Annotated in this window: 24 protein-coding genes; 9 read left to right on the plus strand and 15 right to left on the minus strand. The window is 63.9% G+C overall.

Going from position 1 to position 19236, the window contains the following annotated elements; translation table 11 throughout:
- Window positions 1-37 precede the first annotated feature (37 nt).
- Window positions 38-1228, plus strand: a complete 1191-nt coding sequence (locus tag AC1Q6X_RS08110; protein WP_492496316.1) for an MFS transporter — start codon at window positions 38-40, stop codon at window positions 1226-1228.
- On the opposite strand, the gene AC1Q6X_RS08115 is transcribed toward AC1Q6X_RS08110, so the two are convergent.
- From AC1Q6X_RS08115 to AC1Q6X_RS08130, 4 genes are all read right to left on the minus strand, one after another.
- Window positions 1225-1923, minus strand: a complete 699-nt coding sequence (locus tag AC1Q6X_RS08115) for a Crp/Fnr family transcriptional regulator (protein WP_070313712.1) — start codon at window positions 1921-1923, stop codon at window positions 1225-1227. The genes AC1Q6X_RS08110 and AC1Q6X_RS08115 overlap by 4 nt on opposite strands.
- A 166-nt stretch (window positions 1924-2089) precedes the next feature.
- Entirely contained in the window at window positions 2090-2767 is a 678-nt protein-coding gene (locus AC1Q6X_RS08120) for a response regulator (protein WP_436542611.1), read from the minus strand.
- A gap of 3 nt (window positions 2768-2770) precedes the next feature.
- Window positions 2771-4003 carry a GAF domain-containing sensor histidine kinase gene (locus AC1Q6X_RS08125; protein WP_070221801.1) on the minus strand — a complete coding sequence of 411 codons (1233 nt, stop codon included), beginning with the start codon at window positions 4001-4003 and terminating at the stop codon, window positions 2771-2773.
- A gap of 64 nt (window positions 4004-4067) precedes the next feature.
- Entirely contained in the window at window positions 4068-4649 is a 582-nt protein-coding gene (locus AC1Q6X_RS08130) for a DJ-1/PfpI family protein (RefSeq protein WP_070292103.1), read from the minus strand.
- Window positions 4650-4820: 171 nt separating this feature from the next.
- Here AC1Q6X_RS08130 and AC1Q6X_RS08135 point away from each other — a divergent pair, with 171 nt between their 5' ends.
- Together AC1Q6X_RS08135 and AC1Q6X_RS08140 are read left to right on the plus strand one after the other, a co-directional pair.
- On the plus strand, window positions 4821-5255 hold the full coding sequence (locus AC1Q6X_RS08135; protein WP_070221803.1) for a hypothetical protein: 435 nt from the start codon (window positions 4821-4823) through the stop codon (window positions 5253-5255).
- A gap of 66 nt (window positions 5256-5321) precedes the next feature.
- A complete protein-coding gene (locus AC1Q6X_RS08140; protein WP_070221804.1) occupies window positions 5322-5621 on the plus strand; it encodes an antibiotic biosynthesis monooxygenase family protein in 300 nt (99 codons plus the stop codon).
- A gap of 181 nt (window positions 5622-5802) precedes the next feature.
- Here the strand turns inward: AC1Q6X_RS08140 and pncB are convergent, their stop codons facing one another.
- Window positions 5803-6993, minus strand: coding sequence for a nicotinate phosphoribosyltransferase (gene pncB / locus AC1Q6X_RS08145; protein ID WP_070221805.1), 1191 nt, complete (start codon window positions 6991-6993; stop codon window positions 5803-5805).
- Window positions 6994-7071: 78 nt separating this feature from the next.
- Window positions 7072-7935, minus strand: coding sequence for a cysteine hydrolase family protein (locus AC1Q6X_RS08150; protein WP_070221806.1), 864 nt, complete (start codon window positions 7933-7935; stop codon window positions 7072-7074).
- Window positions 7936-8007: 72 nt separating this feature from the next.
- On the opposite strand from AC1Q6X_RS08150, the gene AC1Q6X_RS08155 reads away from it, so the two are divergent.
- The gene (locus AC1Q6X_RS08155; protein WP_070221807.1) at window positions 8008-8247 is read left to right on the plus strand and encodes a TIGR02450 family Trp-rich protein; all 240 of its coding nucleotides are present in this window, start codon (window positions 8008-8010) and stop codon (window positions 8245-8247) included.
- Here the strand turns inward: AC1Q6X_RS08155 and AC1Q6X_RS08160 are convergent.
- Window positions 8229-8453 (minus strand): hypothetical protein, encoded by a 225-nt coding sequence (locus AC1Q6X_RS08160; protein WP_257218104.1) that lies wholly within the window; start codon window positions 8451-8453, stop codon window positions 8229-8231. The two genes, AC1Q6X_RS08155 and AC1Q6X_RS08160, sit on opposite strands and share 19 nt — an antisense overlap.
- A 167-nt stretch (window positions 8454-8620) precedes the next feature.
- On the opposite strand from AC1Q6X_RS08160, the gene AC1Q6X_RS08165 reads away from it, so the two are divergent.
- On the plus strand, window positions 8621-8920 hold the full coding sequence (locus AC1Q6X_RS08165) for a hypothetical protein (protein WP_492496321.1): 300 nt from the start codon (window positions 8621-8623) through the stop codon (window positions 8918-8920).
- Between the two features lie 17 nt (window positions 8921-8937).
- On the opposite strand, the gene AC1Q6X_RS08170 is transcribed toward AC1Q6X_RS08165, so the two are convergent.
- Window positions 8938-9492, minus strand: coding sequence for a nuclear transport factor 2 family protein (locus AC1Q6X_RS08170; RefSeq protein ID WP_492403738.1), 555 nt, complete (start codon window positions 9490-9492; stop codon window positions 8938-8940).
- A gap of 114 nt (window positions 9493-9606) precedes the next feature.
- Window positions 9607-10212: an FMN-dependent NADH-azoreductase gene (locus tag AC1Q6X_RS08175; protein WP_230503726.1), complete on the minus strand. Its 606-nt coding sequence runs from the start codon at window positions 10210-10212 to the stop codon at window positions 9607-9609.
- Window positions 10213-10346: 134 nt separating this feature from the next.
- Here AC1Q6X_RS08175 and AC1Q6X_RS08180 point away from each other — a divergent pair, with 134 nt between their 5' ends.
- Window positions 10347-11261 carry a LysR family transcriptional regulator gene (locus tag AC1Q6X_RS08180; protein ID WP_230503724.1) on the plus strand — a complete coding sequence of 305 codons (915 nt, stop codon included), beginning with the start codon at window positions 10347-10349 and terminating at the stop codon, window positions 11259-11261.
- A gap of 143 nt (window positions 11262-11404) precedes the next feature.
- Window positions 11405-11632 (plus strand): hypothetical protein, encoded by a 228-nt coding sequence (locus tag AC1Q6X_RS08185; protein ID WP_070221813.1) that lies wholly within the window; start codon window positions 11405-11407, stop codon window positions 11630-11632.
- A 7-nt stretch (window positions 11633-11639) separates the two neighbouring features.
- On the opposite strand, the gene AC1Q6X_RS08190 is transcribed toward AC1Q6X_RS08185, so the two are convergent.
- The 6 genes from AC1Q6X_RS08190 to AC1Q6X_RS08215 form a co-directional block, all read right to left on the minus strand.
- The gene (locus tag AC1Q6X_RS08190) at window positions 11640-11951 is read right to left on the minus strand and encodes a chaperone modulator CbpM (protein WP_070292118.1); all 312 of its coding nucleotides are present in this window, start codon (window positions 11949-11951) and stop codon (window positions 11640-11642) included.
- 3 nt (window positions 11952-11954) lie between these two features.
- The gene (locus AC1Q6X_RS08195) at window positions 11955-12875 is read right to left on the minus strand and encodes a DnaJ C-terminal domain-containing protein (RefSeq protein WP_492496325.1); all 921 of its coding nucleotides are present in this window, start codon (window positions 12873-12875) and stop codon (window positions 11955-11957) included.
- Between the two features lie 96 nt (window positions 12876-12971).
- Entirely contained in the window at window positions 12972-13637 is a 666-nt protein-coding gene (locus AC1Q6X_RS08200; RefSeq protein WP_492496327.1) for a beta/gamma crystallin-related protein, read from the minus strand.
- Between the two features lie 160 nt (window positions 13638-13797).
- Window positions 13798-14790 carry a beta/gamma crystallin family protein gene (locus tag AC1Q6X_RS08205; RefSeq protein WP_070221817.1) on the minus strand — a complete coding sequence of 331 codons (993 nt, stop codon included), beginning with the start codon at window positions 14788-14790 and terminating at the stop codon, window positions 13798-13800.
- A 102-nt stretch (window positions 14791-14892) separates the two neighbouring features.
- A complete protein-coding gene (locus AC1Q6X_RS08210; RefSeq protein WP_121668667.1) occupies window positions 14893-15765 on the minus strand; it encodes a beta/gamma crystallin family protein in 873 nt (290 codons plus the stop codon).
- Between the two features lie 178 nt (window positions 15766-15943).
- The gene (locus AC1Q6X_RS08215; RefSeq protein WP_083293754.1) at window positions 15944-16621 is read right to left on the minus strand and encodes a beta/gamma-crystallin; all 678 of its coding nucleotides are present in this window, start codon (window positions 16619-16621) and stop codon (window positions 15944-15946) included.
- Between the two features lie 192 nt (window positions 16622-16813).
- On the opposite strand from AC1Q6X_RS08215, the gene AC1Q6X_RS08220 reads away from it, so the two are divergent.
- On the plus strand, window positions 16814-18205 hold the full coding sequence (locus tag AC1Q6X_RS08220) for an MATE family efflux transporter (RefSeq protein WP_492496330.1): 1392 nt from the start codon (window positions 16814-16816) through the stop codon (window positions 18203-18205).
- A gap of 15 nt (window positions 18206-18220) precedes the next feature.
- Window positions 18221-19060: a PhzF family phenazine biosynthesis protein gene (locus tag AC1Q6X_RS08225; RefSeq protein ID WP_492496332.1), complete on the plus strand. Its 840-nt coding sequence runs from the start codon at window positions 18221-18223 to the stop codon at window positions 19058-19060.
- The last annotated feature ends 176 nt before the right edge of the window (window positions 19061-19236 follow it).

A 19236-nucleotide genomic window follows, 5' to 3' on the forward strand; every position in this document is an offset into this window, starting at 1 on the left:
AACTGGTTTTAATTTGCAACCACTTATAGGCAAGCCCATGCGCGACACGACCACCCCCATCACGGCAGCACTTCCTTCCCCTCTCGTCTGGCTGTTTGCCTGTGCGGCCGGCCTCAGCGTGGCCAATGTGTATTACGCCCAGCCTTTACTCGCCACCCTGGCGCACGAGTTCGGCATGACGGAAGCCGCCAGCGGCATGGTCATCACGGCCACGCAGCTCGGCTGCGCGCTGGCCCTGCTGCTGCTGGTTCCCTTGGGCGACATGCTGAACCGGCGCCGGCTGACCCTGTTCCAGCTGGGCTTGCTTGCCGTCTCGCTGGCGGCGCTGGGCTGCGCCCGTTCCACGGCAGCCTTGCTGGGCGGCATGCTGCTGGTGGGCTTGCTGGGCACGGCCATGACGCAAGGCTTGATCGCCTATGCGGCCAGCGCGGCGGCCAGCCATGAGCGGGGCAAGGTCGTCGGCATGGCGCAGGGCGGCGTGGTGATCGGCTTGCTGCTGGCGCGTACCCTGTCCGGCGTGGTGGCGGACCTGGCAGACTGGCGCGCCGTGTATTTTGTGTCGGCGGCCATCGCCTGCGCCCTGCTGATGCTGCTGTGGCGCAAGCTGCCGCCGGTGCAGCCATCCGATCACAAGCTGGCCTACGGCGCCCTGCTCACCTCGATGGCAGACATGCTGCTGCACAACAAGGTGCTGCGCGTGCGCGGCATGCTGGCCCTGCTGATGTTTGCGGTCTTCAATATCTTCTGGAGCGCGCTCGTATTGCCCTTGACGGCGCAAGGCTATGGCCATGCGGCCATCGGCGCCTTCGGGTTAGTGGGCGTGATCGGTGCGCTGGGCGCGGCGCGTGCGGGGGCGCTGGCTGATGGCGGACGCGCGCAGTGGACGACGGGCGCGGCCCTGCTGTTGCTGCTGGCCGCATGGCTGCCGCTCAGTTTTGCCGGCGCGGCCCTGTGGCCCTTGATCGTCGGCATCATCGCGCTGGACCTGGCGGGCCAGGCCATCCACGTGACGAACCAGAGCCTGATTTTCAAGCAGGACAGCGACGCGCACAGCCGCCTGGTGGCGTGCTACATGCTGTTTTATGCGGTGGGAAGCGGACTCGGTGCGATTGCCGCCACCAGCGTGTATGCGCTGGCGGGCTGGCATGGGGTATGCGCGCTGGGCGCGGCGGTCAGCTTGCTCGCCCTGCTGTTCTGGCGGCTGACCTTGCCTGCTGAAAAAGCTTAGTTCAGCATGGCCGTGGCGGCGGAACCATGGCGGTACGTCTTCAGCGCATCGGGCTGGATCTGGATCAGCGAACCGCTGACTTTAATCAGGTGCAAGTCCGTCAGCTGGTGCAGCACGCGCGACAGGGTGGCGGGCGCCAGGTTCAAAAACGATGCCAATAAGCTTTTCTTCAGGTCCAGCTTGACTTCGTTCGAACGCTGCTGGTCCGATGCCTGCAACAGATACTCGACCACGCGCTGGGTGGCGTTCTGCACGGAGCAGCGTTCCACGTTGCGAATGAAGCCCATCAGGTGATGCGACAGGCTGTTCATCATCTGGCGCGCGATGCGGGGCGACTGGTCCAGCAGGCGCAGCAGTGCATGCGGCGGGATGCGCAGCAGCAAACAATGTTCGAGCGCTTCGGCGCAGAACGGGTATGGTTCATCGAGGAAAATCATGGCTTCGCCGAAGCTCTGGCCCGGGCGGATCAATTCCAGGACCTTGTCCGTCCCTTCCATGGAAAACACGCTGAGCTTGACGAGGCCGAAGACCACCACGTAGGCGCCTTCCGCCACTTCGCCCTTGCGGAACAACACTTTGCCTTTTTCCACTTCGACACGCACGACATCCTGGCGCAATTGCTCTAATTGCGAAGGGGAAATATGGCGGAACAGAGCCTGGCTCGACAGCAAGCCATCGACGTTGACCTTATGCATGACACTCTCTTATTAGATTAGCGAATGACTAAGAGTGTAATGCGCAGGCACGGTCAAGGCCATACGTCAAAGGAACTAGGGTTGTCTAGGCCGGAACGCCATGCAGATCAAACAATCGCGCATTCCTTGTGGCTTTTTGGCACGGTATTTGCGCTTTGCTTGATCTTTATTTACCGAGTTCGCGCTCGACCGCATACACGGCGATCTGCACGCGGCTGCTGAGCTTAAGCTTTTTGAGGATGTTTTGCACGTGGATTTTCACCGTGCTTTCGGCCACGTCCAGCTGGCGCGCGATTTCCTTGTTGCTCAGCCCTTGCGCCAGGCAGGCCATGGCTTCGCGTTCGCGCGGCGTCAATTTGTCGTAGTCGGCCTGGGGCGCGTTCTGCCCCGCGCGGAACTGTGACACGAGCTTGGCCGTCATGGCGTCGGCAATCACGGATTCGCCGGCGGCGGCGCGGCAGATGGCCTGCCCCAGCTGCTCGGCTTCTATATTTTTCAGCAAATAGCCACGTGCACCCGCGCGCAGGGCCGCGCCCAGGTCGGCCGCGTTTTCCGACACGGTCAGCATCAGCACGACCATCTGCGGCATGTCCTGCAAGATCAGCTGCAGCGCCTCGACGCCCGTCACGCCGGGCATGTTCAAGTCCATCAGCACCACGTCGGGCTGCAGTTCGGCCGTCAGGCGCACGCCGTCGAGCCCGTTCGATGCCTCGCCCACCACCTGGAATTGAGGATTGCGCTGCAGCAGCAGCTTGACGCCGCTGCGCAGCAAGGTGTGGTCGTCGACCAGCAGGATTTTGATTGGTGCGTTCACTATGTTTGTTGCCTGATAAGGATGATTCATCTGTTACGCGGCCTGGCGCCGGGCCGCAGGCAAGGCCAGCGAGATCGTCGTGCCGCCGCCGGGCGTGCTGTCGATGGCAAATTGCGCACCGAGCCGCTCGGCTCTTTCCTGCATGATACGCAAGCCGATCTGCAATTCCGTTTTCTTGTCGCGCAGGTTGGCGGCAAAGCCTTCGCCATCGTCGCGCACCTGCAGCGCAAAATCGCGCCCGTTTTCCACGCGCAGCGCCACGTTGCTCGCTTGCGCATGCTTGCGGATATTCGACAGCGCTTCCTGCACGATGAACAGGATCTGCAACTGCTGCTCGGGCGCCAGCGGCGCGCCGTTGCCGCTCATCTCCAGGGTGCCGGCGACACCCGTCTGCAGCTCGAACTTGGCCAGCACTTCGCTGAGTTTGCTTTCGAGGTCGCTGCCATGCCAGCGCGTGCGGAAATTGACGAGCAATTCACGCACGTCCTGGTAGCTTTGTTCGACGCCCATGCGCATCAGCGGCAACACTTCGGCCGCCTCGTCGAGCTGGCCCCGGCGCACGGAATCGTCGAGCATCTGCACTTGCAGGCTGATGAAGTTCAGGCTTTGCGCGATACTGTCATGCAAGCCCTCGGCCAGCAGGCTGCGTTCGCGCGCCACGGCAAATTCCTTTTCGCGCGCGATCAGGCGCTGGTTCTCGATGGCGATGCCCAGGCTCTGGCCCAGCGTCTCCAGCCAGCCCTGCTGCTGCGCCTGCACGGCTTGCGGCTGCGCAAAGTGCAGCGAAAAGCTGCCCACCACCTGGTCGCGCGCGAGGATGGGAAAGACGGCGATGGCGATAAAGCCTTCGTCCTGGCAACGGTAGCGCTGCAGCGCTTCGACCTGGCGGAAATCGCGGATCTGGATCACGCCCTGCGCCACGGCCGCGCCACACAGGCAATCGTTGTTGCGGATGCAATGTTCCTCTTCCACCATCGCGTCGGAAATGCCTTCGTGCACGATGATATGCACGGTATCGTGCTGCGGATCGAGGATGCGCACGGTACCGCCTTCGGCTTGCGCGAACTGCATCACGTGGCGCAGGAAGCCGCGGCACAGCGCATCGATGGCGTGCTGTCCCGCCAGCAAGGTGGAAATGTCATGCAGGGTGGCCAGCTGGCGCTCCTGCGCGGCGCTCAGGCCCGATGCGGCTTGCGCCAGGCGGCGCTGGCGCCAGCGCGACGCTGGAAGTTGTTTGCGGGAAGGTTGACTGCGCGGCGCATGCATGAAGAACTCGAATCTGAAAAGTGGTGCGCCCGGCGAACGCTGCGGCCTGCCGGGCAGGTAAAGGTTACAAACGGATCTCGGTACCGAGCAGCTTGACGAACTGCGCCAGCCAGGCCGGATGGGCGGGCCAGGCGGGCGCGGTGACGAACTGGCCATCGGTGACGGCGTCCGTGACGGCGATGTCGGCATACGTGCCGCCCGCCAGTGTCACTTCCGGCGCGCAGGCGGGATAGGCGGAAATGCGCTTGCCGCGGATGACGTCGGCGGCGGCCAGCAATTGCGCGCCGTGGCAGACGGCGGCGACGGGCTTGCCCGCCTCGGCGAAATGGCGCACGGCGGCGATGACTTTGTCGTTCAGGCGCAGGTATTCGGGCGCGCGGCCGCCGGCGATCATCACGGCGTCATAGTCGGCCGGGTCGATCTCGTCGAAGCTGGCGTTCAAGGTGAACAGGTGGCCCGGTTTTTCCGTGTAGGTCTGGTCGCCCTCGAAATCGTGGATGGCCGTCTTGATCGTCTCGCCGCTCTTCTTGCCGGGACAGACGGCGTGCACGGCATGGCCGAGCATCAGCAGGGCCTGGAACGGCACCATCGTTTCATAATCTTCTGCAAAATCGCCGGTCAAAAACAGAATTTTCTTCGCTGCCATTTAGTTCTCCTATGAAAGATTGATTCCGCAAGACGTATCTTAGCGCGACTTGGTAGCCATACTGGATATTTATCAAACTTTTGCGCCTTGATCGAGGATTTTACAGGCTGAGGCAGAATTTTTTACAGGCTCGCCGGTCAAATCAGGTACACCTCCTTGAAAGGCCGGGCCATGGACAGCAGCACAAACAGCGGCGGCAGCACGCTGATACGTATCTTCGACCATTTCCCCGATGCGGAGCGCGCCCGCATCCGCTTGCTGGCCGAAGGCTTTCCTCCTCACGCCGTGCAACTGGACGCGGGCGACGACGAGGCCGGCCCCGTGCAGGGCAATTTTACGGTCGGTAACCGCGACACCATGACCAGCCGGCTGGAACGCGCGATCAACGCCCTGTTCGGCGGCGACAACCATATGTACCGGCGTAACTACGGCAAGACGGCGTTTCGCGGCATGGTGCGCCTCATTGTCGCCGTCCGCGATCCGCAGGAGCAGGAACGGGCGCACGCCATCGTGCAGGCATGCAATGGCTGCGACATCGAACAGCGCACGGCCAGCCACGCGGGCAGCCGGCGCGCCGATGCAGGCACACCGGCGCTGGCGGGCTGACGCCCTCCCCTGCACGGCGAAATTATGGCAAGATCACCGTTCCTTCATTCCACAGCGGAAATTGCCATGATTTTTGAAATTGCCCACATCCAGATCAAATCGGCCACGCATGAAGCCTTCGAAGCGGCTGTAGCGAAAGCCGTCCCCCTGTTCCAGCGCGCGCGCGGCTGCGAATCGATGCGCCTGGAGCGCTCGATCGAAAACGGCGACGCCTACCGCCTGGTGGTCGGCTGGACGACCCTGGAAGACCATACCGTGCATTTCCGCGGCAGCGACGACTTCCAGGCCTGGCGCGGCCTGGTGGGCGAATTCTTTGCCGCCCCGCCCCAGGTCGAGCACATGAACACGGTGGTGACGGGGTTTTAAGCCGGGGGTTGCACACGGCACGCCGTCTGCCCGCCCAGCTTGTCGGCGAGTTTGTCGGCGGACTTGGCCGCGAAGTTGTCCGCGCAGTTGTCCGCGCAGTTGTTCGATTACGCGCGGCTTTGCCGCGCCTCGGCGGCCCCGCTAATCCGACCTACGCCACGCATAGGCGCCTGGGCGCAGCTTAGACGGCAGGATGATGGAACACCTGCCGCAGATACGCGAGGAAGGTTTCATCCTTGCACAGGGTCTTGCCCGGGGAATCCGACAATTTCGCCACGGATTGGCCATTGCAGCGCACCAGTTTCATGACGATATTGAGCGGCGTCAAACCGACGTCGTTGGTGAGATTGGTGCCGATGCCAAAGCCCGTCATGATGCGGTCGGCGAAGTGCTGGTACAGGGCAAACGCCTTGTCCAGGTCCAGGCCGTCGGAAAACACGAGGCGCTTGGTGTTGGCGTCGATGCGCAGGGCCGCATAGTGGGCCAGCGCCTTCTCGCCCCACTCGACGGGGTCGCCCGAATCGTGGCGCAAGCCGTCGAACAGCTTGGCGAAATACAGGTCGAAGTCGGCCAGAAAGGCATCCATGCCGACCACGTCCGTCAGGGCGATGCCCAGGTCGCCGCGGTATTCCTGCACCCAGTCTTCCAGTGCCGCCTTTTGAAAGTCGCGCAGGCGCACGCCGAAGGACTGGAACGACTGCATGTATTCATGCGCCATGGTGCCGATCGGCACGATGCCCAGCTTTTTCGCCAGGTAGACATTCGACGTGCCCTTGAAGTATTCGGGCACTTCGCGCGCCAGCCGTTGCACCACCTCGTCATGCCAGGCACCGGAAAAACGCCGGCGCACGCCGAAATCGGAAAATTCGAATGGATGCTTGCGCCTCGGCAGCTTGCCGAATTCCTTGACGGCCGCCACTTTCAAGCCCAGGCGGTGGCGCCCTTCGCGCATGGCCGCATCGAGGTCGAAGCGGCGGAAATACAGTTCGTTGATAATGTACAGCACGAAAATCTCGAAACCCATCACGTGCACTTGCGGCCCGGCCGCATGCACGATCAGGGTGTCGCCGTCCGTGCTGACGTCGATGAATTTTCTCTGGAAGCGGAACACCGTCAAAAAATCGACGAAATCGCTCTTCATGAAACGCAAGGTGCGCAAATAGGCCAGCTCGTCGTCGGCAAACGACATCGAACACAAGTGGTCGAGCTGTTCTTCCAGCTCGCCCTTCAGTTCGGCCAGGGGAAAGGCAGTGGCGTTGCGGCAGACAAATTCGTATTCGGTATGGGTATTCGGATGACCGTGCAGCAAGGCTTGCCACATTGTAAATTTATACAGATCGGTTTCCAGCAAACTGCGCACTATCGGGGTCATGTGTGTTTTCTCCAACTTCCTGAAGCCAGAATAGTACGCCACCGCAAGCATTTCAGGAGGGTTCGCTTGCAGGAAGCATCAATCGCCTGCGTTGGCCAGCAATTCAGGCACGACCTCGGTGGATGTGGCCAGCCGCGCGCCGCGCTCATGCATGGCTGCAAGGAAGTCGCGCTGCTGCGCGGCAAAGCCCGTGACGGGGCTCATGCAGTCCGTCAGCAAGACCAGGCGCGACAGGGCCGCCTTGCCTTGCTGCGCTTCCAGGTAATCGGCGATGTGCTCGGTGCTGGCTTTGACACAATGGCTGCCCGCTTCGCCGCAGATGTAGAGTTGCTGCGCCGGCAGCAAGGTGTCGAGGAATGCACGGTTGAGCTGGGTGGCTGCATCCTGCGCATCGGGCACTTCCGCCATGACGGCCGAGTAATGCTCGGTCCACGGATTGGAACCCTTGCTCAGCTTGGCCACCACTTGCAAGTTGGCCACTTCCCAGGCGTTGTAGGCGGCGCGCACGGCCGCGTGGATATTCTGGCCCCAGCTGCCGATCTCGCAGTGCACGGGCCACACCATCAGCTGGTAGCGTCCCGCCTGCTGCAAGGCATCGAGGTAAGCCAGCGCGCGCGGCAAGGCGCCGCTGGCGGCGGGCAAGAACAGGCGGTCGCGCACTTGCTGGGCGCTGATCTGCGTAAACGGCGGCACGGCGCCGCCATCGCCCGTGCGCCAGAAGGCGGGGTGGGCGATGTCGTAGCGGTGGTGGGCGTCAAGCGTTACGCTGATCTGCGTCAAGCCGCTCCCCCCTTCGCGGATCAGCTGCGCCACGCGCAGCATGTCGGCGTGGGCGCCGGGCACGGCCAGTGCAGGCGCCGCATCGGGCGGCAGCCAGGTGGCAGGCAAGTCGCAAAAATCGTTTTGCGGGTCAATGACGAGCAAGTGCAGCTGGCGTTTCATGGCGGTCCTCGTGCGTGGCAGGAAGTTGCATGATAATGGCAACATCGCCATCACGCCAATCCGGAGACCGCCATGCACCTTGTCAATCGCAATAACTTGCGTCCGAACAAGTTACTCAACAGCAAATGGACCGCCGTCACGCCCGTCAACAAGGAAAAACATTTTCTCGTCATCAAGCTGTGCGCCCCGGCCACGCCGGATGAACCGGCCACGCACGTGGAACTGGAAGCCGTGCATTCGGGCCGCGTGCACATCCTGCCCTGGCGCGCGCTGCAGGATACCGCGCAGTGGCATCAGGGGTGGAAGACATAGCGGCGCTGGCGCCGCTCGACCAGTTTGACGGCCGCCTCGCCCGCTTCCGCCATGGCATCGGCTTCCGTTGTAAACTGATGGTCGGCCGACACCCGGCGCTTTTTCACCAGGTTCACCCGGTGCATGGGGTTGGGCGAAGGGGCATAGATGGCGACGTACGCGCCCCATAACTTGCAGCCCCGCAAGCGCTCTGCCGTGTAATTCACCTCATAAAAATCAACATACTTTATCGGCACGATGTGCGCTCCAAAAATGACATGGCCGGACAGCTTGTCTCTACGGACTGACGCGGTGAGGGTAAAACCATGCGCTCGCGATTGCTCAGGATACTCAATTCAGCTCTCTTTTTATCACGCGGCACAGGAGAAAAAGGATGAATGACTACATCATCTTCATGCATGACGACACGGAAACACCGATAGACGTCGCCACGTCCGCCTGGGAAGACTACTTCGCCATGCTCAGGGCCAGTGGCCGCTTCTGCGGTGGCAGCTCCATCGGGCCCGGCATCTGCGTGCACCGCTCAGGCCAGGCCAGAGCGGTCACGCCACACTTGTCAGGCTATCTACGTGTGCAAGCTGAAAGTATAGACGATGCAAAAAAATTGTTGATCGGAAACCCCGTACTGAACGCAGGGGGCACGGTGGAAATCCGCGCGCTGCCGCGCGACTGACGCGGCATGGCGGGCGGCTATTTTCCTGCCTCGGCGGCGGGATGCATGGACCAGACGACGCTGAGGATTTTCCAGTCGCCGTCGCGCTTGACCATCTGCCACGCTTCCGCGCCATAGTTCGACAATTTGCCGCCGACGAGGAATTCGTAGTCGAAGTTGACCCACGCCACATGGCGGTCCTGGGTGATCTTGACGTTGTAGAATTTTTCTTCCGTGCGCTGCGGTTCGCGCTTGATGAAGTTGGCGAAAGCGGCGTAGCCACCCGCCCCGACGCCGTCGAAGTGGACGTCCGTCGTGTCGCGCATGTTCTTGATGAATGCATCGTCGGCCGGCGAGGCGAACAGGATATTCGTGTGCAGCATCAGCGACGACAGCAGCTTGACATCCTTGGCGATCAGGGCCGCCTGGAAGTCGGCGACGACTTGCTCGATGGTGCGGAGATCCTCGGGCGTGGAGGCGTGGCGGCCCACGTGGGGCGGCGCAGGCGATGCAGCGGGCGCGGTCTGCGCCAGCGCCATGCCTGCCAAAAACAGGGAACAGCCGAACAGTATTGCGCTTGCCAACTTGTGCATGAGGGACTTTCATGGCGAACGACTCGCCGGCCTGGCACGGGGCGTGCCGCCGGCAAGCTTATGTCAACCATGGCAGATTGGCAATCCCCCGTTGGAACTAGAGAAGAGCCAGACTCAGGCCGCCAGGGCCTCGATCGAGGCGCGGCCCTTGGCGATCGCGCTGGCGACGGCATCCTCGCCCATGGCCACGCCTTCCGCTTGCACGAACTCGATGTCGGTGATGCCGATGAAGCCCAGCGCCGTGCGCAGATAGGTGCTCAGGTAGTCATACGCGGCGCCCGGGCCTTCGCTGTAGACGCCGCCGCTGGCCGTAAAAATATATGCTTTCTTGCCCGTGGCCAGGCCGACGGGGCCCGTTGCCGTGTACTGGAAAGTGCGGCCCGCGCGCGCCACGTGATCGATCCACGCCTTCAGGGTCGATGGCACGGAAAAGTTGTACATGGGCGCGGCCAGCACCAGCACGTCGGCGGCCAGCAATTCGTCGACGAGGGTATCGGACAATTGCACGGCCGCTGCCGCCTGGGCGCTGCGCTGGTCGGCCGGCGTGAAGAAGGCGCCCATCACCTCTTCCGTCAGGTGCGGCACCGGTTGCGCGGACAGGTCGCGCTCGACCACGCTGGCGCCTTGCGCGGCCAATTTCGCGACGAATTCGCCGGACAATTGACGCGACAGGGAACCGCTGTTGCGCACGCTGCTATTGATGTATAAAACCTTGCTCATGAAGTGCTCCTGGGAAAACGGGTGACGGGACGGGCCGCATCGCAGCCCTTGCATACAGCATAGTTCGGGTCTACCATCGAGAAAACCATGTAAATATAAATGGTTAGCATCGAATTTTTAGATAGGAAATCATCATGAGAGAACCAGGCCAGCCTTCGCTCGACCAGTTGCGCGTGTTCGTCGCCGTCATCGACGCGGGCGGTTTCGCCCACGCGGCGCGCCAGCTGCACCGCACGCAGTCGGTGATCAGCTACACCATCGCCAACCTGGAAGAACAACTGAATGTGGTGCTGCTCGACCGCGGCAAGCGCAAGCCCACGCTGACGGACGCGGGCCGCGCCCTGCTGGCCGACGCGCGCGCCGTGGCCCTGAAGGTCGACGGCATGCGCGCGCGCGCCAAGGCGCTGGCCGGCGGGCTGGAGGCGGAAGTGTCGGTGGTGGTCGACGTGATGTTCCCCACCTGCGTGCTGGTGCGCGTGCTCGAGGCGTTCCAGGCACAGTTCCCTACCGTCGCCCTGCGCCTGCGCATCGAAGCCATGGGCGCCGTGGCGCAGCTGGTGATGGATGGCAGCTGCCACATCGGCCTCGGCGGCTGGATGACGGCCACGGCCAGCGTCTTCGAGCGCCTGGCCGTCGGCCACGTGCGCCTGATTCCCGTGGCTGCGCCCAGCCACGCGCTGGCGCAGCTGGCCGGCCCGATTCCTTCCGGCGTGGCGCGCGAACACGTGCAGCTGGTGCTCAGCGACCGCAGCGTGCTGACGGAGGGCCAGGATTTCGGCGTGCTGGGATTGCGCAACTGGCGCCTGGGCGACCTGGGGTCAAAACACGCGCTGCTGCGCGCGGGCCTGGGCTGGGGCAACATGCCCGAAGCGATGGTGCGCGAGGATTTGACGGAAGGACGGCTGGTGCACCTGCCGCTGGCCGTCGACAATGGCGAGAATTACCCGATTTACCTGATCCAGCGCGCCGACACGCCGCCGGGCCAGGCGGGCAAGTGGCTGACGGAGCGGTTTGCGGAGCAGTTGCCGCTGCTGGTGCAGGGCTTCTAGAAGAACGCGCGGACGGGTATCATGCGGGGGCAAGCCCTAAACAACTACTGGGGTCAGACCCTCAACACCGCCAACGCAAAGCTCAGTGCCAACGTGTCCGGGGGTCTGACCCCGATTTCAGACACAACCTTGAAGAGATTCACATGGCCGGCATCGACGACTTCGTCAACAAGCAAAAACCAGGCGCGCGCTTCGTCATCACGGCGCAGATGCTGCGCATGACGCCGCAGCAGTTCGACTCGCTGGCCCAGGAGTGGATGGAAGACGGCGGTCCCGGCTTCGACGTGGCCGGCATCCCGCACCGGGTCGTCGTCGATGGGCAGTTTTATATCGGCAGGATCACCGTGCAGCGGCACGGCGAGCCTGAGTAAATAAAAGCTACTCGACGCCCAGCACGTGCAGGCGGCGGCGCAGGCGCGCCACTTCTTCCGATAAATCGACCACCAGCGCGGCCAGGTCCGCGTTCGCGTCGAACACGGATTCGATTTCGTGCAGGCGGCGCGCGCGCACCAGGTCCAGGCTGGTGAAGCGCCAGGCCGTCAGCTGGCCAGCCGGCGGGCCGTCCTGCAGCAGCACGCCGGTCTGCACATGCTGTACCACCCAATCCGGTTCCACCGCGCAGGCGCGCGCCAGTTCTTCCAGGCTCAGGGCACGATCTTCGAGCAATTCGCCAATTACCTTGTTTGTCATGATTTATCCTCCCAGCTTCTGGCGCGGATTGAAAGCCATCTCGCGCGCCATGGTTGCATACAGTTCGCGCGCCTTGTCATCGTTCGCCGGCGGCAGCACCACTTCCAGCAGCAGATACAGGTCGCCCGGCTGGGCGGCGGGAATGCCGCGCCCCTTCAGACGCAGCTTGCGCCCCGTCTGCGAATTGGGCGGCACGGTGACGGTCACGGTGCCCGATGGCGTGGGCACGTCGATCTCGCCGCCCAGCGCCGCTTCCCACGGCGTAACGGGCACCGTCTCGAACACGTCGCGCCCTTCCACCTTGTAGCGCGCGTCGGGCCGGAAGCGGATTTCCAGGTACAAGTCGCCGGCGGGCGCGCCGCCGCTGCCGGGATTGCCCTGCCCCTTCATGCGCAGCTGCTGTCCTTCCGTGACGCCTTTCGGTATCGTCACTTCCAGGGTGCGCTCGCGCGTCACCACGTGGCCCTGCGCATCCGCTTCGGGCACGCGCATGACGATGTGGCGCTTGGCGCCCTGGTAGCTGTCCTGCAAGTCGATGGTGATGGCGGCGTGGCTGTCTTCGCCCTGCATCTGGAAACTGCCGCCGGCGCGGCGGCGCCCGCCCACGTGGGCGAACAGGTCGGCAAAGAAGTCGCTGTCGTCGGCGCCCGATGATTCGTAGCCCGAACCCCAGTCCGGCGGCGGCCGGAAGGGCTGGCCCTGCGCGCCCTGGTTACGGCCCAGTTCATCGTAGGCGGCGCGCTTTTCCGCGTCGCCCAGCACGCCGTAGGCCTCGTTGAGGGCCTTGGTGCGCTTGTCGGCGTCCGGTTCCTTGCTCACGTCGGGATGGTATTTGCGTACCAGCTTGCGGTACGCCTTCTTGATCTCGGCCTCGGACGCCGTCTTTTCGACGCCCAGTTCCTTGTAGTAGTCCTTGTATTCCACCGTGCCTGCTCCCCATGGTTGAACTGCCTGATGGAAGAGTACACGAATTAGTCGCTGGGCAGCGTGTGCACGATACAACGCCGCCCGGCAGCGGGATCAGCGCACGCGGCGCACCGAGGAAATGCGGCGGTCGAGGCCACCGTGCAGGCGGCCATAGCTGCCCGGTCCCATCACCACGCAGCGGCCGCGGAAGTTGGCATCGACGCAGAATTCCCAGCGGCCGTAGTTGACGACGACCGATTCGGCGCGGTCATTGAAGCCATAGCGGCTCAAATCGCGCACTTCGCGGTCCAGGCGCACGGGCCGCCCGCGCATGCCCGCGTCGGGGAACAGCAGCACGGCGCCATTCATGTCGGGACGGTGGCCGCCGCCGTGGCCGGGATAGCCGGGGTGAGGACGCTCCGGACGCGGCGGGTAAGGCCGGTGGTCGCCGCCGCCATGGCCAGGACGGTCCACTTCGCGCACGGAGGAAACGGCGTCGTTCATGCCCGGCATGCTGCCGTAGCGGCCAGGTCCGAAGGTACGGCAATTGCCACGGTAATTGGCGTCCTTGCACACTTCCCAGGTGCCCGAGCGCACGATGATGCTCGAGGTCTTGTCGTTAAAGCCCATGCGCGACAGGTCGCCCGTGTCGGAACGCAGGGTCACGGGGCGGCCGCGGAAACCGGCGTCTTCGAACAGGGTGATTTCGCCCGCGGATGCGGCAAGGGGGGCGAGGAAGGTGGCGGCGCACAACAGCGCTGGCCGGAAAGATCGAACCATGACAACTCCAATACTGATGACATTTTCGCCAGTGTAGACCAGGCGGCAGGCGGCGAGTGTAACAAAGGGCAAGCAAATGTCAGCGCACGGCAGCGAATGTAAAAACCGCCTGGCGGGATCAACCCGGCAGGCGGTCTGTCAGCACGACGTCAGGACGGGATCAGCGCACGCGGCGCAGCGAGGAAATCTGGTTTTCCATGCTGTTCAGGCGGCCATATTCGCCCGGCCCGATCACTTCGCAGCGGCCATGGAAGTTCGAATCGCTGCACACTTCCCACTGGCCCTCGTTGACGACGATGGACGAGGCGCGGTCGTTGAAGTTGTAGCGCACCAGGTCTTCCGCATTGCGGTCCAGCGCCAGCGGTTCGCCGCGCATGCCCGCTTCGGGGAACAGCAGGACGGCGCCGCGCTGCTGGTACTGCGGCTGCTGGTATTGCGGATACTGGGGCTGGTCGTACTGCGGCCGCTGGTACTGATTATCGTACTGCTGCTGGCGGCGCGCCTCGCGCTCGTCAACCATGCGCGCCGACGAGACGCGTCCATCGAGGCCGCGTCCCAGGTCGTCATGGCGGCCAGGGCCGAAGATGCGGCACACGCCGTTGTAGTTCGAATCGCTGCACAGCTGCCAGTAACCGTTATAGACGACGATGCTGGTGGTGCGGTCGTTGAAACCGATATTGACGAAATCGTCCGTGTCGCGGTTCAGGCGCGCCGAGCCGCCATTCTGGCCCGCGCCCGAATACACTTCCAGGGTGCCGCCACGGCCATAGCCGCCATGGCCCCGGTCGGGATCGCGTCCCGGGCGTCCTGGATTGTTGCCATCGCCGCGCCCCGACTCGCGTACCGAACTGATGGCGTCGTTCATGCCCGGCATCGAACGGTATTCGCCCGGTCCCAGGGTACGGCAATTGCCGCGAAAACCGGCATCGGTACACACATCCCACGTGCCCGAACGCACCAGGATGCTCGACACCTTGTCGTTGAACCCAAAGCGCGACAAATCGTCCGTCGTCTCGCGCAGGTTCACTGCGCGGCCACGCAGATCAACGTCTTCGAACAAGGTGATATCGCCTGCATGGGCGGCCGCATGGGCCCCCAGCGAGAGCAGCAAGGTCGCCGCGCATGCCAGCGTGTGTTTGAAAGGGCCCGTCATGATTAACTCCATTCTTCATTCTTTGGTGATGATTTGCCTGGCGGTTGCGCCAGGATGCTAGTGTAACAAATACAAGGCCATGCGGAAGGCCCGGTCATGCGTTCAGTACAGCCGGCGCAGCGAGGAAATACGCTTGTCGAGCGTCGTGTTCAGCACTTCATACTTGCCCGGCCCCATGCGCTCGCAGCTGCCGTTGAACTGCGAGTCCGTGCAGACTTCCCAAGTACCCTCGTTGATGGCGAGGGATGCGGCCTGGTCGTTGAAGTTCAGGCGCACCAGGTCGCTGACGTCGCGGTTCACCTGCAGCCCAGGCCCCTTCAGGAACGCGCGGCCATACAGCACCACCAGGCCCTCGTCATTTTGCGGACGATTCTCTTCGCGCGGATCAACCAGGCGCGCAGACGACACGCGTCCATTCAGGCTGCCCAGGTCATCGTGGCTGCCAGGCCCGAACACGCGGCAGCTGCCACGGTAGTTGGAATCGCTGCACAACTGCCAGTAGCCATATTCGACACGCGCGCTGCTGGCGCGGTCGTTGAAGCTGATGTCGACCAGATCGTCGCGGTCCGAGTTCACGCCGGCCGACGCGCCGCGCTGGCCGCCGTCGGCGAACAATTCCAGCGCCGCACGGCGTCCACCGCCGCTGCCGCTGCCCTGCCCGGCGCCGGTTTCCCGCACAGACGAGATTTTATCGTTCATGCCCGGCATCGAGCGGTAGTCGCCCCGTTCCAGCGTCTTGCAATCGCCCTTGAAATCGGCATGCGTGCACACTTCCCAGCTGCCCGAATCGACCTGGATGCTCGAGACGGTGTCATTGAAATTAACGCGCGACAAGTCGTCCGTCGTATCGCGCAAGACGACTACGCGCCCCTTGAAATTGTCATCGGTGTACAGGCGGATCTCGCCGGCCTGCGCCGCGAGGTGGACAAACAGCGAACTGGCACACAGCAGAGCAAAGGCGAACGGGCGATTCATGGGGCGGTCTCCGGTGGCGGCAAAGGTAAGTGATCGACATGACAACTGATGTCAGTGTAGCCATCCACAGAAAAAACGGTGTAACAAAGTATGCGAAAAGCACAATAAATTGTTACCAAAAGCAATAACAGGCCCCTGCGGGCCTGTTATTGCCACTTCGCGTACTGCCTGCCCCGCGTCAGCGCACTTCGCGCACCGACGAGATGCGGTTGCTCATGCGTTCCAGGCTCGCGTACTCGCCCGGCGCCAAGGTACGGCAGCGGCCACGGAAGCCAACGTCTTCGCACACTTCCCAATAGCCGGAGCGCACGCGCACGCTTTGCACTGTGTCATTGAAATCGCGCTCGCGCAAATCGGCCGAAGCGTTGCTCACGCTCAAGCTGCGGCCGGCGAAATCGTCGCGCGTATAAAAGGTCAGCTCGCCGCCCAGCGAGCGCCCGGGCAAATGGCCGCGCTCGCGGTCACGGTCACGGCGGCCGTCCCAGTCGCGTCCCCGGTCGCGCTCACCGTCACGGTCGCGGCCCCGATGGCCGTCCCAGCCGCCGCGCACTTCGCGCAGCGACGTGATCTTGTTGGCCTGGCCGTCCAGCGACGGATACTCGCCCGTCTCGAGCAGGAAGCAGGCGCCGCGGAAATCGGCGTCCTCGCACGCTTCCCAGCGGCCCGAGCGCACGCGGATGCTTTGCGTCGTGTCGTTGAAACGCAGATCTTCAAGGTCGGCGACGGCGTCGCGCACGGTCTGTGAGCGGCCATGATAATCGTCGCGCGAATACAGGGTCAGTTCGCCGGCGCCGGCCAGTTCGGCCGTCATGGCGGCGCCCAGCAACAGGGCGCAGTTCAGGGTATGTCTCAGCATGGTCTTGCTCCATAGTCAGGGTACTGCGGTTGACTATTTGGTCATTTTGCCAAATAGAGCGCGCAGTCTATCCGCGACTGGCCCACTTAGCTGTAACAAATGATTACCGTGCCGGTCCGGCCGCCGGGGCGCCCCGGCGGACAAGCACGGCGAATGCCGGTAGAATCTTGTGTTTAGTCAAGCTTGCCGCCCATGCCACACACTACCTCGTTCACCCTGCCCGCCATCCGCAATGAAGTCTCGTCGCTGTGGAAGCTGGCCTGGCCCATCCTGATCGGCCAGCTGGCCACCGTCGGCATGGGCGCGGCCGACGTGGCGATGACGGGACATACGAATCCCGAGGAACTGGCGGCCGTGTCGCTGGGCGCGGCCATCTGGTCCATCGTACTGGTGACGGTGAGCGGCATCATGATGGCGATCAATACCCTCGTGGCGCATGAAATCGGCGCCGCGCGCCACGACCGCGTGCCGCACATCGTGCGCCAATCGCTGTGGAAGGCGCTGCTCGTCGGCCTGGTCGCATGCCTGCTGACGAACATGGCGGCGCTGGTGTTCGACCACCTGATGCTGGAACCGGCCGTGGCGTCCAAGGCCAAGCTGTTCGTGCACATCATCAGCTGCGCGCTGCCGCCGTTCGCCGCCTACCGCGCGCTGTACGGCTACAGCACCAGCATCAACCAGACCAAGCCCGTGATGGTCATCGCGCTGGCCGCGCTGGCGCTGAATATTTTCGTCAACTACCTGCTGATCTACGGCCACTGGGGCATGCCGAAACTGGGCGGCGTGGGCTGCGCCGTGGCCACCACCTGCTGCGTGTGGATGATGCTGCTGGCCATGCTGGCGTGGATCCGGATCGCCCCCGCCTATCACGCCACGTATCCGTTCACGCACTGGGAATGGCCGCAACTGTCGTCGATCGGCCCCATGCTGCGCCTGGGCCTGCCCATCGGCGTCACGTATTTTGCCGAAGTGAGCGCCTTTGGCGTCATCAGCCTGCTGGTGGCGCGCTTCGGCGTGATCCAGGTGTCGGCGCACCAGATCGCCCTCAATTTCTCGTCCGTCGTCTTCATGGTGCCGCTCACCTTCGGCATCGCGCTGGTCACGCGCGTGGGCCATGCCGTGGGCGAAGCCAATCTGCGCCGCGCGCGCTTCATTTCGTGGGTGGGCGTGGCCATGTCGCTGACGGCGGCCATCGTCTCGGCCACCCTGATCACCGTCTTCCGCCACCAGATCGCGCAAGCCTATACGTCCGACCCGCAAGTGCAGGAACTGTGCGCGCAGCTGCTGCTGTTCGCCGCCCTGTTCCAGCTGTCCGACGCGACGCAGGTGGCCACTTCCTGCGCCATCCGCGGCTACAAGGTAACGCGCCAGCCGATGCTGATCCAGCTGCTGGCCTTCTGGGGCTTCTCGCTGCCGATCGGCTATGTGCTGGGCCTGGCGCCGCAAGGCTTCATCTGGTCGCCGGCCGAACCGATGGCCGCCGCCGGCTTCTGGATCGGTCTCGTCACGGGCTTGACGGTGGCCGCCGTGCTGCTGACCTGGTATCTGAACCGCCTGTCGCTGCAGCGCCTGCGCGCAGCCTGAGACAAGGAGCACCCCATGCCGCAGCAACGCCCCTTCAAGCAAGTCGATGTCTTCAGCAGCGTGCCATTCCTCGGCAATCCGCTGGCCGTGGTACTGGACGCGAATGGCCTCGACGCCGCGCAGATGCAGGCCATCGCGCGCTGGACGGGCCTGTCGGAAACCACCTTCGTGCTGGCGCCGCGCGACCCGGCCGCCGATTACCGCGTGCGGATTTTTTCGCCCGAGATGGAATTCCCGTTCGCCGGCCACCCGACGCTGGGCACGGCGCACGCCCTGCTCGACGCGGGCCTGCAGCCGAAAGGCGCGCGCATCGTGCAGGAATGCGGCGTCGGCCTGGTGCAGATAGAACGGGGCGCAGGCGGCGTGCTGGCGTTCCAGGCGCCGCCCTGCGCCACGCGCGCGCTCGATCCCGCGCTGCTGCCGCTGCTGCAAACGGCGCTGGGCGGAGAACCGGCCGCCGGCGGCACCGTCGCCGACATGGGCATCCGCTGGCTGTGCGTGCCGCTGGCCAGCGCCGCGGCCTGCCTGGCCGTGCGCGCCGACATCGCCGCGCTGACGCCATTGCTGGCCGCCGCCGGCGCCGACGGCCTGGCGCTGTATGGCCCGCACGACGCCGGCGGGCCGGCCGACTACGAAGTGCGCGCGCTGCTCAGCGAGCATGGCGCGCTGGTCGAAGACCCCGTCACGGGCAGCGCCAACGCCTGCATCGCGCACCTGCTGGCGGGCGCCGACTACACGGTCCGCCAGGGCACGTGCCTGCAGCGCGACGGCCGCGTGTCCGTGACTTTCCGCGATGGCCACGCCTGGATAGGCGGCGCATGCCTGACGGTAATCGAAGGCACGATATTGGCCTGAACGGGGCAAAGCGCCATGGAATGGGCGGCTGCTGGACATTTTTGACGAAGGAAATACGGCCATGAACGGTTTATTCCGTGGCTGGCGCTATCGCATAAACAGGTACGCTCTGGTATCGTCTTACGCTTAGGCAACGCTCAAGCTCGCCTGTACATGCAGTGCCCTTCTTCTTCCAA

This window comes from Janthinobacterium sp. GW823-FHT06H09, assembly GCF_058794735.1.

Coding starts and splice junctions, on each gene's coding strand:
- AC1Q6X_RS08205 (WP_070221817.1), bottom strand. CDS start 14,790: ATGACGGGCCCTTTCAAACACACGCTGGCATGCGCGGCGACCTTGCTG.
- AC1Q6X_RS08175 (WP_230503726.1), bottom strand. CDS start 10,212: ATGAGCAAGGTTTTATACATCAATAGCAGCGTGCGCAACAGCGGTTCC.
- AC1Q6X_RS08155 (WP_070221807.1), top strand. CDS start 8,008: ATGCACCTTGTCAATCGCAATAACTTGCGTCCGAACAAGTTACTCAAC.
- AC1Q6X_RS08215 (WP_083293754.1), bottom strand. CDS start 16,621: ATGCTGAGACATACCCTGAACTGCGCCCTGTTGCTGGGCGCCGCCATG.
- AC1Q6X_RS08220 (WP_492496330.1), top strand. CDS start 16,814: ATGCCACACACTACCTCGTTCACCCTGCCCGCCATCCGCAATGAAGTC.
- AC1Q6X_RS08115 (WP_070313712.1), bottom strand. CDS start 1,923: ATGCATAAGGTCAACGTCGATGGCTTGCTGTCGAGCCAGGCTCTGTTC.
- AC1Q6X_RS08130 (WP_070292103.1), bottom strand. CDS start 4,649: ATGGCAGCGAAGAAAATTCTGTTTTTGACCGGCGATTTTGCAGAAGAT.
- AC1Q6X_RS08150 (WP_070221806.1), bottom strand. CDS start 7,935: ATGAAACGCCAGCTGCACTTGCTCGTCATTGACCCGCAAAACGATTTT.
- AC1Q6X_RS08165 (WP_492496321.1), top strand. CDS start 8,621: ATGAATGACTACATCATCTTCATGCATGACGACACGGAAACACCGATA.
- AC1Q6X_RS08185 (WP_070221813.1), top strand. CDS start 11,405: ATGGCCGGCATCGACGACTTCGTCAACAAGCAAAAACCAGGCGCGCGC.
- AC1Q6X_RS08125 (WP_070221801.1), bottom strand. CDS start 4,003: ATGCATGCGCCGCGCAGTCAACCTTCCCGCAAACAACTTCCAGCGTCG.
- AC1Q6X_RS08225 (WP_492496332.1), top strand. CDS start 18,221: ATGCCGCAGCAACGCCCCTTCAAGCAAGTCGATGTCTTCAGCAGCGTG.
- AC1Q6X_RS08135 (WP_070221803.1), top strand. CDS start 4,821: ATGGACAGCAGCACAAACAGCGGCGGCAGCACGCTGATACGTATCTTC.
- pncB (WP_070221805.1), bottom strand. CDS start 6,993: ATGACCCCGATAGTGCGCAGTTTGCTGGAAACCGATCTGTATAAATTT.
- AC1Q6X_RS08190 (WP_070292118.1), bottom strand. CDS start 11,951: ATGACAAACAAGGTAATTGGCGAATTGCTCGAAGATCGTGCCCTGAGC.
- AC1Q6X_RS08140 (WP_070221804.1), top strand. CDS start 5,322: ATGATTTTTGAAATTGCCCACATCCAGATCAAATCGGCCACGCATGAA.
- AC1Q6X_RS08210 (WP_121668667.1), bottom strand. CDS start 15,765: ATGAATCGCCCGTTCGCCTTTGCTCTGCTGTGTGCCAGTTCGCTGTTT.
- AC1Q6X_RS08170 (WP_492403738.1), bottom strand. CDS start 9,492: ATGCACAAGTTGGCAAGCGCAATACTGTTCGGCTGTTCCCTGTTTTTG.
- AC1Q6X_RS08180 (WP_230503724.1), top strand. CDS start 10,347: ATGAGAGAACCAGGCCAGCCTTCGCTCGACCAGTTGCGCGTGTTCGTC.
- AC1Q6X_RS08110 (WP_492496316.1), top strand. CDS start 38: ATGCGCGACACGACCACCCCCATCACGGCAGCACTTCCTTCCCCTCTC.
- AC1Q6X_RS08200 (WP_492496327.1), bottom strand. CDS start 13,637: ATGGTTCGATCTTTCCGGCCAGCGCTGTTGTGCGCCGCCACCTTCCTC.
- AC1Q6X_RS08120 (WP_436542611.1), bottom strand. CDS start 2,767: ATGAATCATCCTTATCAGGCAACAAACATAGTGAACGCACCAATCAAA.